Annotated in this window: 21 protein-coding genes; 20 read left to right on the top strand and 1 reads right to left on the bottom strand. The window is 62.3% G+C overall.

The window, feature by feature from the left end:
- The first annotated feature begins 169 nt into the window (after positions 1–169).
- From ACZ42Y_RS02240 to ACZ42Y_RS02315, 16 genes are all read left to right on the top strand, one after another.
- Positions 170–826 carry a 30S ribosomal protein S6e gene (locus ACZ42Y_RS02240; RefSeq protein WP_464735575.1) on the top strand — a complete coding sequence of 219 codons (657 nt, stop codon included), beginning with the start codon at positions 170–172 and terminating at the stop codon, positions 824–826.
- 137 nt (positions 827–963) lie between these two features.
- Positions 964–2214 carry a translation initiation factor IF-2 subunit gamma gene (locus ACZ42Y_RS02245; RefSeq protein ID WP_058371299.1) on the top strand — a complete coding sequence of 417 codons (1251 nt, stop codon included), beginning with the start codon at positions 964–966 and terminating at the stop codon, positions 2212–2214.
- Positions 2193–2606: a PIN domain-containing protein gene (locus ACZ42Y_RS02250; protein WP_070807793.1), complete on the top strand. Its 414-nt coding sequence runs from the start codon at positions 2193–2195 to the stop codon at positions 2604–2606. The genes ACZ42Y_RS02245 and ACZ42Y_RS02250 overlap by 22 nt, the downstream gene beginning before the upstream one ends.
- Positions 2607–2739: 133 nt before the next feature.
- Positions 2740–3312 carry a DNA-directed RNA polymerase gene (locus tag ACZ42Y_RS02255; protein WP_236698049.1) on the top strand — a complete coding sequence of 191 codons (573 nt, stop codon included), beginning with the start codon at positions 2740–2742 and terminating at the stop codon, positions 3310–3312.
- A 112-nt stretch (positions 3313–3424) separates the two neighbouring features.
- Positions 3425–3640: a transcription elongation factor subunit Spt4 gene (gene spt4, locus ACZ42Y_RS02260; protein ID WP_058370001.1), complete on the top strand. Its 216-nt coding sequence runs from the start codon at positions 3425–3427 to the stop codon at positions 3638–3640.
- 57 nt (positions 3641–3697) lie between these two features.
- Positions 3698–4222, top strand: coding sequence for a GTP-dependent dephospho-CoA kinase family protein (locus ACZ42Y_RS02265; protein WP_058370000.1), 525 nt, complete (start codon positions 3698–3700; stop codon positions 4220–4222).
- A 57-nt stretch (positions 4223–4279) separates the two neighbouring features.
- Entirely contained in the window at positions 4280–4663 is a 384-nt protein-coding gene (locus tag ACZ42Y_RS02270) for a 30S ribosomal protein S24e (RefSeq protein WP_338052264.1), read from the top strand.
- 43 nt (positions 4664–4706) lie between these two features.
- Positions 4707–4895, top strand: a complete 189-nt coding sequence (locus tag ACZ42Y_RS02275; RefSeq protein ID WP_058369999.1) for a 30S ribosomal protein S27ae — start codon at positions 4707–4709, stop codon at positions 4893–4895.
- Between the two features lie 46 nt (positions 4896–4941).
- Positions 4942–5937, top strand: a complete 996-nt coding sequence (gene kae1 / locus ACZ42Y_RS02280; protein ID WP_058369998.1) for a KEOPS complex N(6)-L-threonylcarbamoyladenine synthase Kae1 — start codon at positions 4942–4944, stop codon at positions 5935–5937.
- Positions 5901–6608: a Kae1-associated kinase Bud32 gene (locus ACZ42Y_RS02285; protein ID WP_058369997.1), complete on the top strand. Its 708-nt coding sequence runs from the start codon at positions 5901–5903 to the stop codon at positions 6606–6608. Before kae1 ends, ACZ42Y_RS02285 begins: the two co-directional genes overlap by 37 nt.
- Positions 6590–7171 carry an XTP/dITP diphosphatase gene (locus ACZ42Y_RS02290; RefSeq protein ID WP_058369996.1) on the top strand — a complete coding sequence of 194 codons (582 nt, stop codon included), beginning with the start codon at positions 6590–6592 and terminating at the stop codon, positions 7169–7171. Before ACZ42Y_RS02285 ends, ACZ42Y_RS02290 begins: the two co-directional genes overlap by 19 nt.
- Before the next feature lie 124 nt (positions 7172–7295).
- Positions 7296–7766, top strand: a complete 471-nt coding sequence (locus ACZ42Y_RS02295; RefSeq protein WP_058369995.1) for a 30S ribosomal protein S15 — start codon at positions 7296–7298, stop codon at positions 7764–7766.
- A 77-nt stretch (positions 7767–7843) separates the two neighbouring features.
- A complete protein-coding gene (locus tag ACZ42Y_RS02300; RefSeq protein ID WP_464735576.1) occupies positions 7844–9133 on the top strand; it encodes a hypothetical protein in 1290 nt (429 codons plus the stop codon).
- Positions 9105–9446, top strand: coding sequence for a KEOPS complex subunit Pcc1 (locus tag ACZ42Y_RS02305; protein WP_058369993.1), 342 nt, complete (start codon positions 9105–9107; stop codon positions 9444–9446). The genes ACZ42Y_RS02300 and ACZ42Y_RS02305 overlap by 29 nt, the downstream gene beginning before the upstream one ends.
- Positions 9446–10093, top strand: coding sequence for a 30S ribosomal protein S3ae (locus ACZ42Y_RS02310; protein ID WP_058369992.1), 648 nt, complete (start codon positions 9446–9448; stop codon positions 10091–10093). The genes ACZ42Y_RS02305 and ACZ42Y_RS02310 overlap by 1 nt, the downstream gene beginning before the upstream one ends.
- Before the next feature lie 178 nt (positions 10094–10271).
- On the top strand, positions 10272–11393 hold the full coding sequence (locus ACZ42Y_RS02315) for an SPOUT family RNA methylase (RefSeq protein ID WP_236698047.1): 1122 nt from the start codon (positions 10272–10274) through the stop codon (positions 11391–11393).
- A 35-nt stretch (positions 11394–11428) separates the two neighbouring features.
- Here ACZ42Y_RS02315 and ACZ42Y_RS02320 read toward each other — a convergent pair whose 3' ends face one another.
- Positions 11429–12049: a hypothetical protein gene (locus ACZ42Y_RS02320; RefSeq protein WP_168371178.1), complete on the bottom strand. Its 621-nt coding sequence runs from the start codon at positions 12047–12049 to the stop codon at positions 11429–11431.
- A gap of 113 nt (positions 12050–12162) precedes the next feature.
- Between ACZ42Y_RS02320 and ACZ42Y_RS02325 the strand changes: the two genes are divergently transcribed.
- From ACZ42Y_RS02325 to lig, 4 genes are all read left to right on the top strand, one after another.
- Complete coding sequence (locus tag ACZ42Y_RS02325) at positions 12163–12834, top strand: metallophosphoesterase (RefSeq protein ID WP_058369989.1); 672 nt, start codon at positions 12163–12165, stop codon at positions 12832–12834.
- 143 nt (positions 12835–12977) lie between these two features.
- Positions 12978–13223, top strand: a complete 246-nt coding sequence (locus ACZ42Y_RS02330) for a hypothetical protein (RefSeq protein WP_058369988.1) — start codon at positions 12978–12980, stop codon at positions 13221–13223.
- A 97-nt stretch (positions 13224–13320) separates the two neighbouring features.
- Positions 13321–13827, top strand: coding sequence for a hypothetical protein (locus ACZ42Y_RS02335; RefSeq protein WP_058369987.1), 507 nt, complete (start codon positions 13321–13323; stop codon positions 13825–13827).
- Between the two features lie 74 nt (positions 13828–13901).
- Positions 13902–15725 carry a DNA ligase gene (gene lig / locus ACZ42Y_RS02340; protein ID WP_058369986.1) on the top strand — a complete coding sequence of 608 codons (1824 nt, stop codon included), beginning with the start codon at positions 13902–13904 and terminating at the stop codon, positions 15723–15725.
- Positions 15726–15774 lie beyond the last annotated feature (49 nt).

The raw sequence follows: 15774 nt of genomic DNA on the forward strand, positions 1-15774 counted from the left end.
GCAGACACCCCACTATAACCTGCACCTAGGCAGCCTCCTCCCGCGGCTATGGGGCCAGCGCAAATAAGGGGAGGCGACGGCGGCCCTGGCACGGCCCCTCCCGCAGAGGGAGGGGATGCTGGGCCCCTGCAGGGCCCGGGGATGAACCCCCTGGAGGTGCAGAAGGGCCATGCCGGAGTTCAAGATAGTAATATCCGACCCCCAGGCTAAGGCCGACTCCCCGATAGTAAAGGTCAAGGTCAAGGGCGACGGGAACATAGAGTACGGCGAGGAGGAGAAGAGCCAGCGTAAGCTGCCTACCTGCAAGGCCAATCCCAAGCTCCTCGAGAAGCTGGGGGCAGTCCACAGAGTAATAACCATTAGGATAAGGAAGGAGGAGAAGAAGATAAAGCATACCTGCAAGGCGGTGGCGGACGCCGAGGTTCCCGAGGACGAGGTGCGTGTAAGCCTCGAGTGGCTGGGCGACGCTGTTGGGGCTGAGGAGGCTGAGGGCGAAGCGTTCCGCGCCAAGGCGTGGCAGGTGGCTATAGGCAGCCCGCAGGCTGATCAGCTGATAGGCCTTAAGATAGGAGATACGTTTGACGGCAGTATAGTCGGGCTTCGAGGTTACCAGCTGAGGATACGTGGAGGCAGCGACAATAGCGGCTTCCCCATGATACCCTCCATTCCAGGCCCTGTGAAGAAGAGGGTGCTGCTATCCGGCCCGCCGGGCTTCCACCCGCGCGAGAAGGGGGAGAGGCGCAGGAAGACCGTCAGAGGCAACACGATATCCCACGATATAGTACAGATAAACACTGTGATAGTCTACTCGGAGGAGCGTAGGTGAGGAGCACGCTCCCAGCCTTATTTTTAAGCCCCCTTCGCCCCTCCCAGCGTCCGTCCCCAGCGGGGCCGAGCCTTCTTTACTCCCTTAGCGGCTGCTAGGCCTCTAAGCGGGGTGTAGCAGTATTGGCGAGACTCGACATGGACGAGATCGAGGCTCAGCGGCGGCGCCAGCCGGAGGTGAATATAGGTACAGCGGGCCATGTCGACCACGGCAAGACCACGCTGGTGCAGGCCCTCACCGGAGTCTGGACAGCCAGGCATAGCGAGGAGCTCAAGAGGGGTATGACAATAAAGCTCGGCTATGCCGAGGGCGAGGTCTGGTACTGCGAGGGAGCCGAGCCCCCGGAGGCCTACCAGCCCTTCCCGGAGAAATGCCCGGAGGGTACGGTGCCCAAGCTGCTTAGGAGGGTATCCTACGTGGACGCGCCCGGCCACGAGATACTGATGGCCACAATGCTCTCCGGCGCGGCGCTTATGGACGGGGCGCTGCTAGTGATTGCCGCCAATGAGCGCTGCCCCCAGCCCCAGACCTACGAGCACTTGATGGCTCTCGACATAGTGGGTACCCACGACATCGTGATAGTGCAGAATAAGGTAGACGTGGTGACCCCGGAGAGGGCCAGGGAGAGCTACCGCGAGATAAAGGAGTTTGTTAGGGGTACATTCGCGGAGAGCGCTCCAATAATGCCGGTCAGCGCGCTCCACAAGATAAATATAGACGCCGTGCTCATGGCCATGGAGTACATCATACCAACTCCCAAGAGGGATCCATCAAAGCCTCCACTAATGTTCGTGGCAAGGAGCTTCGATGTAAACAAACCCGGAACACCGGTAGAGGAGCTGGAGGGAGGCGTGGTGGGTGGCTCCCTGATACAGGGCGTCCTCCGCGTGGGCGACGAGGTCGAGATAGTCCCAGGCGTGAGGGTCGAGGATAAGGGGCGTGTACGCTACGAGCCCCTAGTAACCGAGGTGACCAGCCTACGCTTTGGCAGCCTGGAGGTGGAGGAGGCTAAGCCCGGCGGCCTCGTCGCCGTCGGCACCAAGCTGGATCCATCCATAGCTAAGGCCGACAATCTTGTCGGCAACATAGTGGGGAAGCCTGGCCACCTGCCCCCGGTCCGTGATACCCTGAGGCTCGAGCACCATCTCCTGGAGCGCGCTGTCGGCGCACGCGAGTTCGTCAAGGTGACGCCGATACGCCCGAAGGAGATACTGATGCTGACTGTTGGGACAGCGATAACCCTAGGCATAGTCACCAAGGCGGGCAGCGGTGAGGTCGAAGTGAAGCTCCGCAAGCCCGTGGCGGCATGGGAGGGCGCCAGGGTAGCGATCTCCAGGCAGATCCTCGGCCGCTGGAGGCTGGTTGGATGGGGGTTGGTAAAAGACTAAAACGGGTCATTTACGACACCAGTATGCTAATGCTCCTCTATGAAGGCGTTCCCGTGTTCGAGGAGAGCGCCTCCCTACTCCTATCAAATCCCGAGTGCGTGGTGCCGCGCCAGGTTCTAGAGGAGCTGGAGCGCATCGCCTCCGGCCCTGGCCCCATCCACCGCCGGCGGGCCGCCCGCCTCGCCATAGAGGCTCTAAGGAGGGAGAGCTGCCGCGTTGTAGACACTAGCGCCGAGAGCGCCGACGAGGCTATCCTGGCGCTTGCCCTCTCCGACCAAGAGGCTATAGTGGCTACGGCCGACAATGAGCTCCGGAGGAGGCTCCGGGAGAAGGGGCTCCCCAACATTTACTACCGCCGGTCCCGCCACGGCCTCATGCTCGAGGGGGATTAGCCTGAGGGCCCCTATCCTTATTTTTAGGCCTATACGGACACGCTTAATACTTCCCAGCCTCCAGTCAGCCCTCGGCGCTGCTAGGGTATCGTATAGGCGATACTGAGGCTCATGTGCGGGTGACAGCTTGTACATGGTATACCGTGTTAGGGACACTGTTAGGATCCCGCCAAGCATGTTCGGCATGCCCCTTGAGGAGGCTGCCTTCCAGGTGCTGACTGAGAAGTACGTAGGCTATGTGCACCCTGATATGGGCATCATAGTGGCTATATTCGATGTAAAGGTTGGCGAGGAGGGCCGCGTAATACCGGGCGACGGCGCCACTTACCATGAATCGGAGTACAGTGTGCTGGCCTTCAAGCCGGAGGTCAAGGAGGTCGTCGAGGGCACTGTGGCCAATGTGCAGCAGTATGGCCTCTGGGTAAACCTTGGCCCTGTCGAGGGGTTTGCCCACATAACACAGCTGATGGATGACCGTGTCGTGTTCGACCCACAGAGGAAGGCGCTGATAGGAGAGCGCACGCGGCGCCTGGTAGAGATAAATGATGTGGTGAGGGCAAGGGTGGTATCCGTATCGATGCCCTCCGAGCCCACTATGAGGCCCAGGATACAGCTGACGATGAGACAGCCTTACCTGGGCAAGCTGGAGTGGTTTAAGAAGACGGAGGGCAGGGAGAGAAGCGCCGAGGCGGAGAAGGCGGCCTAGCCTACAGACCGCGTTTTATCCGTCTCGTGTGGCCCGGGAGTTCGCGTACATGGTATCGCCTGTGTCACGGCACCCTCATATGGGATAGTGTCCACGGAGGTATTGGGGCGCTATGTCCGCGCGTAGGAGCAGAACTCCCCCTTTCAAGGCCTGTCGTAGGTGTAAGAGCCTAGCGCCTCGCGAGGCCACCCGCTGCCCTGTATGCGGCTCCACAGACCTCTCCGAGGACTGGGAGGGCGCGATAATAGTTATAGACCCGGAGAACTCGCTCATAGCGAAGAAGCTGGGCATTACGAGGCCGGGCAGGTATGCCATCAAGGTTAGGTAGGCCTGCGGGAGGGGGACGCCGCCGAGGAGCATCCGCGACGCCCCTGGGCGACGGGTGATGTTCTCCCGGCCCCTCTGCCTCCGGGAGGAGCTCCGGCCCCTGCTGGCCTCGAGAGTTCCACGCGGCGAGCTGGTTCCAGGCCTGGGGCACGTTGCCGCCGGGCTCCGCTACACGAGGCTAGTGACCGTAGGGGACATGGTGTCGAGGACCGCCTTCCGGCTAGGTCTCCGTCCCTTCGTGGCGGTGTATGACTGTAGAGAGATGCGCAGCAGCGTCGGCTGCCCCGAGCCTCCCCCGGGCTATGTCCGCATCAGGGCTCGTAATCCTCGCTCCACAATCCAGCCGGAGGCGGCTGGGGCAGTCCGGGAGGCCCTCCGCCGCGGCAATGCAGTGGTGGAGGTTGATGGGGAGGAGGACCTACTAGCACTGCCAGCAATACTCTACAGCGACGTCGGGGTTGTGGTGGCTTATGGGCAGCCGGGGGAAGGCGTGGTGCTGGTGCAGGTCGACCAGGCCGTGAAGAGGCTTGCCGCCGCTATACTTCGCAGGCTCGCCCCGTGCAGCCCGGCTGGGAAAGGCTAAAGAGCAAGCCTGACAGGCCCTGGGGCTCCCACGGGCTAGGTAGTAGGGGTGTCGGTAGTGGCGCAGGAGGCTGCCCCCATGGATATAATGGAGCTACTGAGGCCTAAGGACGCTAAGAGGCTTGAGGTGGATCTGGGCGAGGGCTACGAGGTATACGTGGTGAGGGACTGGTACAACCCGCTTATCAAGCGCCGCGAGCTGGACCTTGTGATACTCCACGTGGGCAAGCCTACTCCCAGCCGGATGAAGCTCCGCCATGCCTTCTCCAAGGCGCTCAACGTGGATGTGAAGAGGCTCTACGTGAGGAAGGTTGAGAGCGAGTACGGTGTCGGGAGGAGCAGGGTGGAGATACACGTCTACGACTCCCCCGAGCGCGCCCTCCAGTTCGAGCCCAAGTATATTATCGAGCGTAACAAGCTGCCGGAGGAAGAGGAGGAGTAATTAGCCCTGCATAGCTCCTCCGAGGCTCAGTGGGTGAGGAGGCATGGCGAATAAGGAGCTGAAGCTGTACGTGCACAGGCTCTACGAGTACGACTACAAGACTGGGACCATTAGGCGCAAGAACAAGATATGCCCGCGCTGCGGCAGCTTCATGGCCTTCCACAAGAAGCCCGTGCCGAGGTGGCACTGTGGCAAATGCGGCCACACCGAGTTCGTCAGGGAGAGTAAGTGACCCCCGTCTCCTCTACCGTGGCCTTGACTGGGACCGTGAGGTATACGTGCTCGGGATAGAGTCTACCGCCCACACGTTCGGGGCAGGCGTGGCCTCCACGAGGCCGCCCTACATACTTTCTAACGTGCGTGACACTTACCGCCCCGAGAAGGGCGGCATCCACCCCAGGGAGGCTGCTAGTCACCACGCCCGTGTGGCCCCCAGGGTACTCCGGGAGGCGCTTCGGGAGGCAGGGCTCAGCATACGCGACGTGGACGGCATAGCTGTCGCCCTGGGCCCCGGCCTGGGCCCCGCCCTCAGGGTTGGCGCCACTATAGCCAGGGGGCTCGCCGTCTACTACTCTAAGCCTCTCATACCGGTGAACCATGCGCTGGCTCATATCGAGGTAGGCAGGCTAGTCACAGGGCTCCTCGACCCCCTGGTGCTCTACGTGTCCGGCGGCAACACGATGGTGGCGGCCTTTGCTAAGAAGAGGTACCGGGTGTTCGGGGAGACGCTAGATATAGCCCTGGGGAACCTGCTAGACACGTTCGCCAGGGATGCCGGGCTCGCGCCACCCTACGTGGTGGAGGGGCTCCACGTGGTCGACCGCTGCGCCGAGGACGCCAAGGAGCCCGCTGACCTCCCCTACGTGGTTAAGGGCATGGATGTCTCGTTCTCGGGGCTCCTCACCGCCGCGCTCCGCATGTGGGAGAGGAGCGGCCCCAGCGAGCATCCCTCTATCTGCCTCGGGCTCCGCGAGGTGGCCTACGGCGCGGCGGTGGAGGTTGCGGAGAGGGGGCTCGTCCACATGAGGAAGGACTCGGTGCTTCTCACGGGCGGCGTTGCCGCGAGCCCGGTGCTCCGTAGGAAGATAGAGGAGATGGCCAGGTACCATGGAGCTGCTGCAGGGTATCCTCCCCCAAGCCTAGCTGGCGACAACGGCGCGATGATAGCCTGGGTCGGGCTTCTCAACCTGCTAGCCGGGATCACGATAAGCCCCGAGGAGGCCGTGGTGAGGCAGCGTTGGAGGCTAGACCTGGTGGAGGCCCCCTGGCGCTAGGAGGCTTCGAGGAGCTCGGAGAGCCCTTCCACCGAGGCGCCGAGGCCTACCTCTACCTAATCGACTGGCTCGGCCGCAGAGCGGTGCTGAAGCTTCGGGTTGCGAAGAGCTATCGCCACCCTCTCCTGGACCAGAGGCTCCGCTGGCGCCGCACCGTGAACGAGGCCAAGGCTGTGCAAGCAGCGCTTGAGGCCGGTGTAAACGCTCCAGCGATATACTATGTCGACCCTGCAGCGGCGGCGATAGTGATGGAGTACATCGATGGCGTGAGCCTCCGCGACCTCGTCGAGGAGAAGCCGGGGGAGGCGGCCCGCTACGCCCGCATGCTCGGGGAGGCAGCGGCAAGGCTGCACGCAGCCGGAATAAGCCATGGCGACCTCACTACCAGCAACGTGCTAGTCAGCGGCGATAGAGTCTACCTCATAGACTTCGGCCTGGCATCCCTCCGGAGCGAGGAGCGGGACCAGGCGGTGGACGTCCACCTCTACCTCCGTAGCCTCGAGTCAACCCACCCCGAGCACGTGGACGAGATGCTCCAGGCCTTCCTCGAGGGCTACCGGCGGGTTCGCGGGGGCGAGGCAGCGGATAGAATAATGAGCCTTGTCAGAGAGATTAGGCTGATGGGCAGGTACCGGGAGGAGAGGAGGACGGCATGGCGCCAGGAAGAGTGATATACGCGGCAACATCAAACATGCATAAGATCCGCGAGCTGGAGAGGGTCCTCTCAGAGTGCGGCTACCGGGTAGAGCCCATAGCGGCGCCCAAGGTGGAGCTGCAGGGCGACCTTAGGAGCGTGGCCCTCTACGCGGCCTCCCTGGCCTACAGCATCGTAGGGAGACCGCTCATAGTAGAGGACGCGGGCCTCTTCATAGAGGCTCTCAACGGGTTCCCGGGCCCCTACTCCGCCTACGTCTACAAGACGATAGGCATCGAGGGCGTGGTGAAGCTCATGGAGGGCGTGGCCGACCGGAGGGCCTACTTCTACTCGGTCATAGCCCTGGCCTATGACCGGGGAGTGGCTCTCTTCGAGGGTAGATGCGACGGCAGGATAGCCGAGGAGCCCCGGGGCACCAGAGGCTTCGGCTTCGACCCGATATTTATCCCGGAGGGCGAGTCCAGGACCTTCGCGGAGATGAGCATTGAGGAGAAGAACATGTATTCACACAGGGCCCGCGCCGCCCGCAGGCTCTGCAGCTGGCTAGAGAGCGGCGAGGAGCTGGGAGGCGGGCGCTGATAGCGTTTATTAGCCTAGGCCCCGGGAGGCCCGGCCCATGGCGAGCCCCCGGGACACCCGGGGGTAGGGGCTCGCCCTCGCTCGATGCGGGCTCCTACTCGCCGGGTAGCAGGGGTGATGCCCTGTGCCAGGTAAGAGGAGGAAGAAGGGTAGGTCGCACTCGACCAGGCCGGCTAGCCCGACCGTGCCGAAGTGGGTCCAGTACGACCCCGAGGAGATAGAGGAGATCATAGTCGACCTTGCCAGGAAGGGCTACGGCCCGAGCATGATAGGCATAGTGCTTCGCGACCAGTTCGGCATACCCCTGGTGAAGCCGATACTAGGTAAGAGCATAACCGAGGTCCTCGAGAAGCATGGTATAAAGATGGTTGTCCCCGAGGACCTCTTCAGGCTAATAGAGAAGGCTGTGAACCTCCGCCGCCACCTGGAGGAGCACCCGAAGGATACCCACGCCAAGAAGGGCCTGCTGGACCTGGAGGCTAAGATACGCAGGCTAGCCGAGTACTACAAGAGGGTTGGCAAGCTGCCGAAGGACTGGCGCTACGACCCGAAGCAGGCGAAGCTGCTGGTGGCTGGCGGCCTCTACCAGGAGTAAGCAGGTGGCTAGACCCCCACTCTTTTCCAGAAACCCCTTAGCCTCCAGCTTCTCTCGGCGGCTAGGGGCGTCAGGGCTTGAACCTTGACGAGTTCATCTCCAGGTTTGTCGGCGAGAAGGAGGCCGCCCTCCTCCACCCCTCGGCTAGCCAAATAGCCGCGGCCACCAAGGACTACGGGTACATGGAGGTATACGCCTACCCCTCCGTGGACTCCGTCCTCGCTGCGGCCATACTCGCCAGCACTTTCGCCAGGAACAACGTAGGCTTTACCCTCTACTTCACAGCGGCGCCTCCCGCCGCCAGCGATGCACCCATGCTCCTCCTAGGCTACCCCTCCTCCCTGGCCAGCGAGCTCTCACCCCGCAAACCCTCCGCCCTCATAGGCTTCGGAGAGGTACCCCAAGGCCTCCTATCGGTGGCTGTGACGAGCCATACCTCCTCTAGCATAGCGGGCCTCCTAGTCGGGGTTCTCTCCGAGATAACAGTCGTAGGGCCCCCCGCGGTCTACTCGGTGGTTGCGGGCTACTGGCGCGGCCTTGACGTGGGCAAGAAGGGCGAGTTCACCGGCATAGAAAACGGTATCATAGAGACACTTAAGCTCGAAAACAGGGTGGAGGAGCACTTCAGCCTCAGGCTCTTCCGCTGGCTCTTCGAGCCGACGGAGGAGGCCCTTCACCTGACCCTTGAGCCCTACCTCCCGGGCATAACGGGTAGGCCGGAGGAGGCCCGCCGCCTCCTGGAAGAGGATCCTCGCCTCTCCCCCCTAATCGGCAAGACCCTGGAGGAGGCGCCGGAGCAGGCGGTGGCAACCCTCGGGGAGAAGCTCTACGTTATGCTGAAGGAGGCCAGCAGCGTGCCGCGCAGGCCCTCGGAGCTGATAGGGATAACCCACTACAGCCGTCCCGCCCCCCTGCAGGACCTGCGCGAGGCGGCTATAGCCCTAGCGGTCTACGGCGAGAAGCACGGGGCAGCCGCACTAGCCTCCCTAGGCGTGGCGGAGGACCTAGTTGCGGCTGCAGCCTACTACACCTACCACGAGAGTATACCCTCCATAGTAGATGCCGTGGAGGCCAACCTCTCCAGAAAGAGGCCCCCACTGAAGAGGAGCGGCCCCTTCACAGTAGCCCTCCTCGAGAGGGTTGGGGACGCCCCGCTGCTCCCAGTGGAGCGTATACTCCGCAAACTGGGGGTGATCCGGGGCCAGGAGGTGGCCGGCTACCAGCTGGATGGCTCCACAGCCCTCGTATCCATGGAGAGCCTCCTCTACAGCCAGGGGCTGGGGGCTGTGAGAGAGGCTATCGACTCCAAGTGTCTACGCTATCGGGAGGGGGAGCTGCTTGGCGAGATCAGGCTCGGATGCCAGTAGGGCCCTGAAGGTGGAGATCCTCCTGCGCATAGAGGGGCTTGGCGAGGAGGCTGCTAGAGCGCTCCAGGCCGCTATACGGCCCGACGACGCCACAGCGCCTCGATGGATGAGGATTTCTGAGCGTGTGGAGGACGGAGACCTGGTCCTGGAGCTGGCTGTAGAGGCCGGGGATCCTAGGAGGCTTGGATCTCTACGCAACACTGTGGACGAGATACTAGAGTACCTATACTCGCTGCTGAAGGCCATAGAGGAGACTACTAAGACTTTAAAGCAGCCCGGGGCAGGCCACGGCGGTACCCGGGGCAGCAGGTAATGAGCCGCAGGCCTGCTAGAACGAGGGATAAGTGGCGCCTCAAGAAGTGGTACGAGGTAGTGGCGCCCCAGGTGTTCGGTAGCGTCACCCTAGGCACGACCCCCGCCGACGACCCGCGCAAGCTCATAGGCAGGGTGATGGAGACCACGCTCTACGACATAACCGGCGACTTCTCGCTGATCCATGTTCACCTCTACCTCCAGATAATCGACGTGGATGAGGAGAACCTCAAGGCCTTCACGAGGTTCAAGGGGCACGAGCTGGCCCGCGACTACATGAAGAGCCTCATACGCAGGAAGAGCAGTAAGGTGCAGGGCATATACAATGTGACCACTAAGGACGGCTACGGGCTTAGGATAACCGGCGTGGTCCTCACGACCTATAGGTGTAAGACCAGCCAGAAGAGGGCTATAAGGAAGGTGATGGGAGACATAATAGTCAAGCGCTCCGCCGAGATGACTCTAGACGGGCTGATAAAGGCAATGCTGTTCGGGCAGCTAGCCAACGAGGTATTCGAGGCGGCCAAGAAGATCTACCCGCTACGCAAAGTCGAGATATACAAGTCCAAGCTGCTTACCGTGCCCGGCCCTGACGGGAAGCCGCAGCCCGCGGTAGTGGTGTCGCCCCTAATGTACGAGATACGCTAGAAGCCCGGAATAGCGCATTGTTTTTACCCTCTGCCAGCCCGGCTCGGTGCAACATTCTCCCCTGTACCTCCAGTGCACTAGCCATAGCTCTGGCCGCCTCTCTGGGCCTTTGCCACAGCTAGAGGGAGCGGAACAAGCTTAGACCGTCGTCCCGGGGAACGGGCGCTGGGCCTGGGGGGTGGAGGGTCTCCATAGGATGCAGGGCTCCAAGTGTAACCTCGTCCTCATGAAGACAGTGCTGGGGATGGAGAAGGTGGCTGCGAGCTACGTAAAGGAGATAGACCCCGGCGCTCGTGTCGAGCCTTCTCCCCGCGGCTTCCGCGGCCTAGTACTAGTTGAGCCCTCTAGGGACAAGTATGAGGTGGCCAAGGAGATAGAGGAGAGGGTGCCCGAGGCAGAGAAGGTTGTCGTCGCGGAGGCCTGCACAGAGGCGGACCCCAGGAAGATCGCTGAGATAGCTGCCGAGTTAGCCCCCAGGTTCATATCAAGCAGTGAGACCTTCGCAGTGCGCACCGTCCGGCGCGGGAGACATGGCTTCACGAGCATAGATGTGAACGTTGTCGTGGGCGACGCTGTGAGGCGGGCAACCGGGGCGCAGGTGAACCTCCGCTACCCCGACAAGGTTGTAGCGGTTGAGATCATCCAGGACCTTGCCCTCATAGCCTTCTACCCAGGCTCCCGTGAATGGCGGAAGATGAGGCCCGGCAAGTACCCGCTCTACAAGCTCTTCCGCCGCCTCTCGGTAGTCCAGATGCCCTACCTCGGCCCCCTGGACGCGTGCCGCACCATGGGTGTCAGGGTAGGGAGGGAGGTCCAGAACTTCGAGGTAGGAGAGCTGGTCGTCTCCCCGATAGGCCTGGTGGACGCGCTCCAGCTTAAAACCTTCCTGGATGGCGTGTTTGAGGGCATAGAGTCTAGGTACCAGGTGCAGAGGAAGAGCTACGGGAGGGACGTGCACCGGGTCCCGGTTTACGTGCAGGACCTCTACCAGCTCGTCCGCAGCCGCTATGACGAGCCGGTGATAGTATTCGAGCCCGAGGGAGACCCGATTTCCAAGAGGGCCAGGGACATACTAGAGCTGGTCAGGAAGGGGAGGAGGGTGAACCTGCTCTTCGGCTCCAGGGAGGGCATACCCGAGGGCGTCTACCGGTTCGCCGACCTCGTGCTCGATGTTGCTCCCGGTATAACGCTGTCGACAGAGTACGCTGCGGCCGCCGCACTCATAGCCATAGGGAGCGTCATCCATGACCTGCTAGCTGTAGACCGGGAGCCGGCTGGGGAGCAGGGCTCCAGGAGCTAAGGGGCAAGAAACCACGCTCCTCTCGCCCGGGGGGCTTAGACGGGTAGGCCGCGTGCCTTCAGAATCCTGGCTACCTGCTTGGCAAGCAGCGGGTCGCGGCGCCCCAGCTCCCGTATGAGCCGCCTTATGTTCTGGAGAGGGTCTGGCCTCCTGGGCTGCCTCCTCCGCCTCCGGGGTATGGCGGGCTGCGGCGGCTCCAGGTAATCTCTAACCTCGTTGAAGACAGCCTCGCGGGAGTCGTCGAGCCTAGCTGGCTGCATGGCTGCTGAGACCTTCTCGAGTATAGATTTGGCCTCTTCAAGCGGCTCATCGGATTTAATGGTTTCTTTGAGCTCCTGCATTACAGACTTTATGAACTCCTCTCCCTTGTTGCTCGCCGCATTGTATATGAAGACGTTGGCCACCAGGCTGGCGAAGCTTGTAGCTATCCTCCTAGCCTCTCCCAGGCCCGAGTCTATGGGCTTCAGCGGGGTGTAAAGCGCGTCTGCTGCAGCCACTAGCGCCTTGGCGCACCGGGCTGCGTCGGCCTCCCCGCTGGTGCACGATGCCTCAATGTGATCCAGCGCCGCCTCCAGTATTGATGCCATTATGTTGCGCCACGCCACGTCGCAGCGCCTCCACGGGTCCAGGGCCCCAGGAGGGAAGGTGCGTGCCAAGGGCTTGCCTACAAGGAGTAGATCTTATCTGTTCTCATCTGAGCGCGTAGTGCGCCGGCGAGACTACAACCACCCCCAGGGGGCCTGGAGCCCCCGGGAGGTGGCCTGCCGGGTTGGTCAGACTGCTCATAGTATCGGATATACACGGGGCCGTCGAGAAGGCTAGGCGCCTGGCCAGGATCAGGAGAGACGTGACAGTAGTAGCGGGGGATATAGCCCGGTGCGGCTCCATCGAGGAGGCCCGCGAGGTGCTCTCAGTGCTCGCGGCCCAGTCCCCGGTTGTCTGGGTTCCCGGCAACTGCGACAGCCCGGAGTCGCCGGGGATACGCGTGGAGAACGCGGAGTGCATCCACCTTAAGGCCGTCAGCATGGCGGGGCTCGTATTCGCCGGCGTAGGCGGCTCCGTGGCAACCCCCTTCGGCACCCCCTTTGAGTATAGCGAGGAGGAGTTTGCTAGGATGCTGCAGCAGCTGAGAAGCATTGTGAAGGGTTATGAGGATAGACTCGTGCTGGTATCCCACACCCCGCCCTACATGAGCGGGCTTGACAGGGTGCGCGGGGGAGAGTACGTCGGCAGCCCCAGCCTCCGGAGCTTCATAGCCGAGGTCAAGCCGCTGCTGGTGGCTACCGGCCACATACACGAAGCCTGGGGCTCAGCCTGCGTCGAGGGCGTGCCCGTGGTTAACCCCGGGCCCCTAGAGGCTGGAAGGTACGCTCTGGTCGACCTCGACCCGGGCCGTGGCATGGCCCGCGTACAGCTTGCGAGGATCTCTGAGGCGCTGTAGAGGGGCTCGGCAATCCCAGCCCGTTCTCCCCAGCAGCCCGTCGGCGAAGAGCGCTCTCCTCACCGCCCCTCCTCCCAGGGTGGCAGCACAGTATTAATTTCGGTCCTTGCCGCCGTCCGGGCCCCTGGGGGTGCGGTGGAGAGTTGTCCACGGCAGGGCTCAAGGGGATAAACGCGGTCGGCCACCGGGGCTGGGTCGAGGTAAAGTGTAGGATATGCGCCAAGAAGCTCGATATAACGCTCGACATAGTATACGTCTGCCCCCACTGCCGTGACCGCTATGGGGCCTACTTCTGCGCGGCCGATGCCAAGAGGCTCCACTACCGCTGCCCGTTCTGCGGCCGCGAGCTGCAGCCCATAACCCCCTGGATAGCGCAGAAACGCCGCTAGCCCCTACCGCCTAGATGCTTGGGCTACAGCCCCGGCCCCGCGGCCCCTCTTTCTCCCGCGCCCACCCCGGCTGCGCTCCAGGGCACGGTGGACGCGTATGCCTGTCCCCCCGGCGGCTGAGCATCCAAGCATAGTGGAGGCCTGGAGAGGGGTAACGGAGTACTGGTACGAGAACTTCCGACGCGTGCTGGTCGTGCGTGCCGGGGGCTGTACGGTACTCTCTATAGACGTGTACAGGAAGCTCGACGGCATACCCCCGGGCTACCGTGTGGCCGGGAGGCTCCAGGCCCCCGACGCGCCTGTGGAGCTGATCTACCTCGAGGCCCCCGAGCTCGCCCGGAGCCTGGAGAGCCTGGGCCTGAGGCCAGACCGTGTCGAGCTAGTAGTCGTCCATAGCAGCGGCGAGGCCGGCGACCGCTATGAGGCGGGCAACGTTAGGATAACCTGCTGCAGCAGCGCCTGCGGTGGCCTCTCCTACAGCGATGTCTACCGCCTATACCGCCGTATCGTGGAGGCTGTTGAGGGGAGGGATCCCGAGGAGAAGCCGCTCCGGGCCCCCGAGCCTGTTGAGAGGGTCTATATGCACCGGCTCTCTAGGCGCTAGCCCTGGCCCTCGCCCCCGGCACGTTATAAGGGGGCAGGCTCCTTTGCTATACTACGGTAAGGGTAACGCGAGTCATGCCCATGCCGTTCTCCATACTCGCTGATACCTTTGAGAAGCTTGAGAGGGTTACAGCGCGTACCCAGATGCTCCTCTACCTGGTAGAGCTGTTCAAGAAGACGCCGCCAGATGTTGTGGATAAAGTGGTCTACTTCCTCCAGGGTAAGCTGTGGCCGGACTGGAAGGGGCTCCCCGAGCTGGGCGTGGGGGAGAAGCTGCTGATAAAGGCTGCATCTATAGCGCTCCACGTATCCGAGCCCCAGCTGGAGCAGCTGGCTAAGAAGCTCGGGGACATAGGCCGCGCCATAGAGAAGGTGAAGGCTGAGAAGGCTAAGAAGACGCAGGCGGTGGGCCTCCTAGCCTTCATGAAGGCCCCAGGTGGGCAGCAGACGGGGCTGACGGTTGAGAAGGTGTACGATACGCTGGCCAAAATAGCCATGGCACAGGGCGAGGGGAGCCGCGAGATAAAGCTGAAGCTTCTCGCCGGCCTCCTGGCAGAGGCCTCCCCCAAGGAGGCCAAGTACATAGCCAGGTTCGTGGAGGGCAAGCTGAGGCTCGGAGTCGGCGACGCTACTATCATGGACGCCCTAGCCGCTGTCTACGCAGGCAGCGCCTCGATGAGGAGTATAGTGGAGAGGGCTTACAACCTCCGCGCGGACCTCGGCATGATAGCTAAGATACTGGCCACCAAGGGCATAGAGGAGCTGAAGCATGTGAAGCCGGAGGTAGGTATACCCGTACGCCCCATGCTGGCGGAGAGGCTGAACGACCCGGCGGAGATACTCCGCAAGCTCGGCGGGAGGGCGCTGGTCGAGTACAAGTATGACGGTGAGCGGGCGCAGATACACAAGAAGGGAGAAAAGATATGGATATTCTCCCGTAGGCTCGAGAACATAACCTACATGTACCCAGACGTAGTAGAGATGGCCAGGAAGGGGATAAAGGCCAGCGAGGCTATAGTAGAGGGCGAGATAGTAGCAATAGACCCGGAGACCGGGGAGCTGCGGCCCTTCCAGGTCCTCATGCATAGGAGGCGTAAGCACGACATACACGTGGTGCTCTCCGAGATACCCGTCGCAGTATTCCTATTCGACACCATATACGTGGACGGCGAGGATCTAACCGTAAAACCCCTGCCCGCTAGGCACGAGATCCTCGAGAAGATAATAGAGCCCAGCGACACGTGGCAGCTAGCCAAGGGGATAGTGACAAGCAGCCCCGAGGAGCTGGAGAAGTTCTTCCTCGAGGCCATAGAGAACGGCGCCGAAGGCGTCATGGCGAAGGCCATGCACGAGCGCAGCATCTACCAGGCCGGCTCCAGAGGCTGGCTCTGGATAAAATACAAGCGCGACTACAAGTCAGAAATGAGCGACACCGTGGACCTAGTGGTTATAGGCGCGTTCTACGGCAAGGGCAGGCGCGGCGGCAAGTTCGGCGCCCTGCTCATGGCGGCCTACGACCCCGACACGGACACGTTCAAGAGCGTCTGTAAGGTTGGCAGCGGTTTCACCGACGAGGACCTGGACAAGCTCGGCGACATACTGAAGCCCTACATACGTGACCGCAAGCCGGCCCGTGTTGACAGCCAGCTGAAGCCCGACGTATGGGTTGAGCCGGCGCTTGTGGCCGAGATCATAGGCGCTGAGCTGACTCTCAGCCCGATACACACCTGCTGCTATGGATGGGTGAGGAAGGGGGCCGGCATATCGATAAGGTTCCCGAGGTTCATACGCTGGAGGCCCGACAAGGGCCCCGAGGACGCGACCACAGCTAAGGAGCTCTACGAGATGTACAAGAGGCAGCTACGGAAGATAGAGGCCTCCAGCGCCCAGGGGTATTAGGGCCAGCGGCGCGGCCAGCACCCGGGGGCTGTGAGGACTACCCGGCAAG

It is taken from the genome of Pyrodictium brockii (assembly GCF_055379715.1).

Coding starts and splice junctions, on each gene's coding strand:
- ACZ42Y_RS02240 (WP_464735575.1), top strand. CDS start 170: ATGCCGGAGTTCAAGATAGTAATATCCGACCCCCAGGCTAAGGCCGAC.
- ACZ42Y_RS02245 (WP_058371299.1), top strand. CDS start 964: ATGGACGAGATCGAGGCTCAGCGGCGGCGCCAGCCGGAGGTGAATATA.
- ACZ42Y_RS02250 (WP_070807793.1), top strand. CDS start 2,193: ATGGGGGTTGGTAAAAGACTAAAACGGGTCATTTACGACACCAGTATG.
- ACZ42Y_RS02255 (WP_236698049.1), top strand. CDS start 2,740: ATGGTATACCGTGTTAGGGACACTGTTAGGATCCCGCCAAGCATGTTC.
- spt4 (WP_058370001.1), top strand. CDS start 3,425: ATGTCCGCGCGTAGGAGCAGAACTCCCCCTTTCAAGGCCTGTCGTAGG.
- ACZ42Y_RS02265 (WP_058370000.1), top strand. CDS start 3,698: ATGTTCTCCCGGCCCCTCTGCCTCCGGGAGGAGCTCCGGCCCCTGCTG.
- ACZ42Y_RS02275 (WP_058369999.1), top strand. CDS start 4,707: ATGGCGAATAAGGAGCTGAAGCTGTACGTGCACAGGCTCTACGAGTAC.
- ACZ42Y_RS02290 (WP_058369996.1), top strand. CDS start 6,590: ATGGCGCCAGGAAGAGTGATATACGCGGCAACATCAAACATGCATAAG.
- ACZ42Y_RS02310 (WP_058369992.1), top strand. CDS start 9,446: ATGAGCCGCAGGCCTGCTAGAACGAGGGATAAGTGGCGCCTCAAGAAG.
- ACZ42Y_RS02335 (WP_058369987.1), top strand. CDS start 13,321: ATGCCTGTCCCCCCGGCGGCTGAGCATCCAAGCATAGTGGAGGCCTGG.
- lig (WP_058369986.1), top strand. CDS start 13,902: ATGCCCATGCCGTTCTCCATACTCGCTGATACCTTTGAGAAGCTTGAG.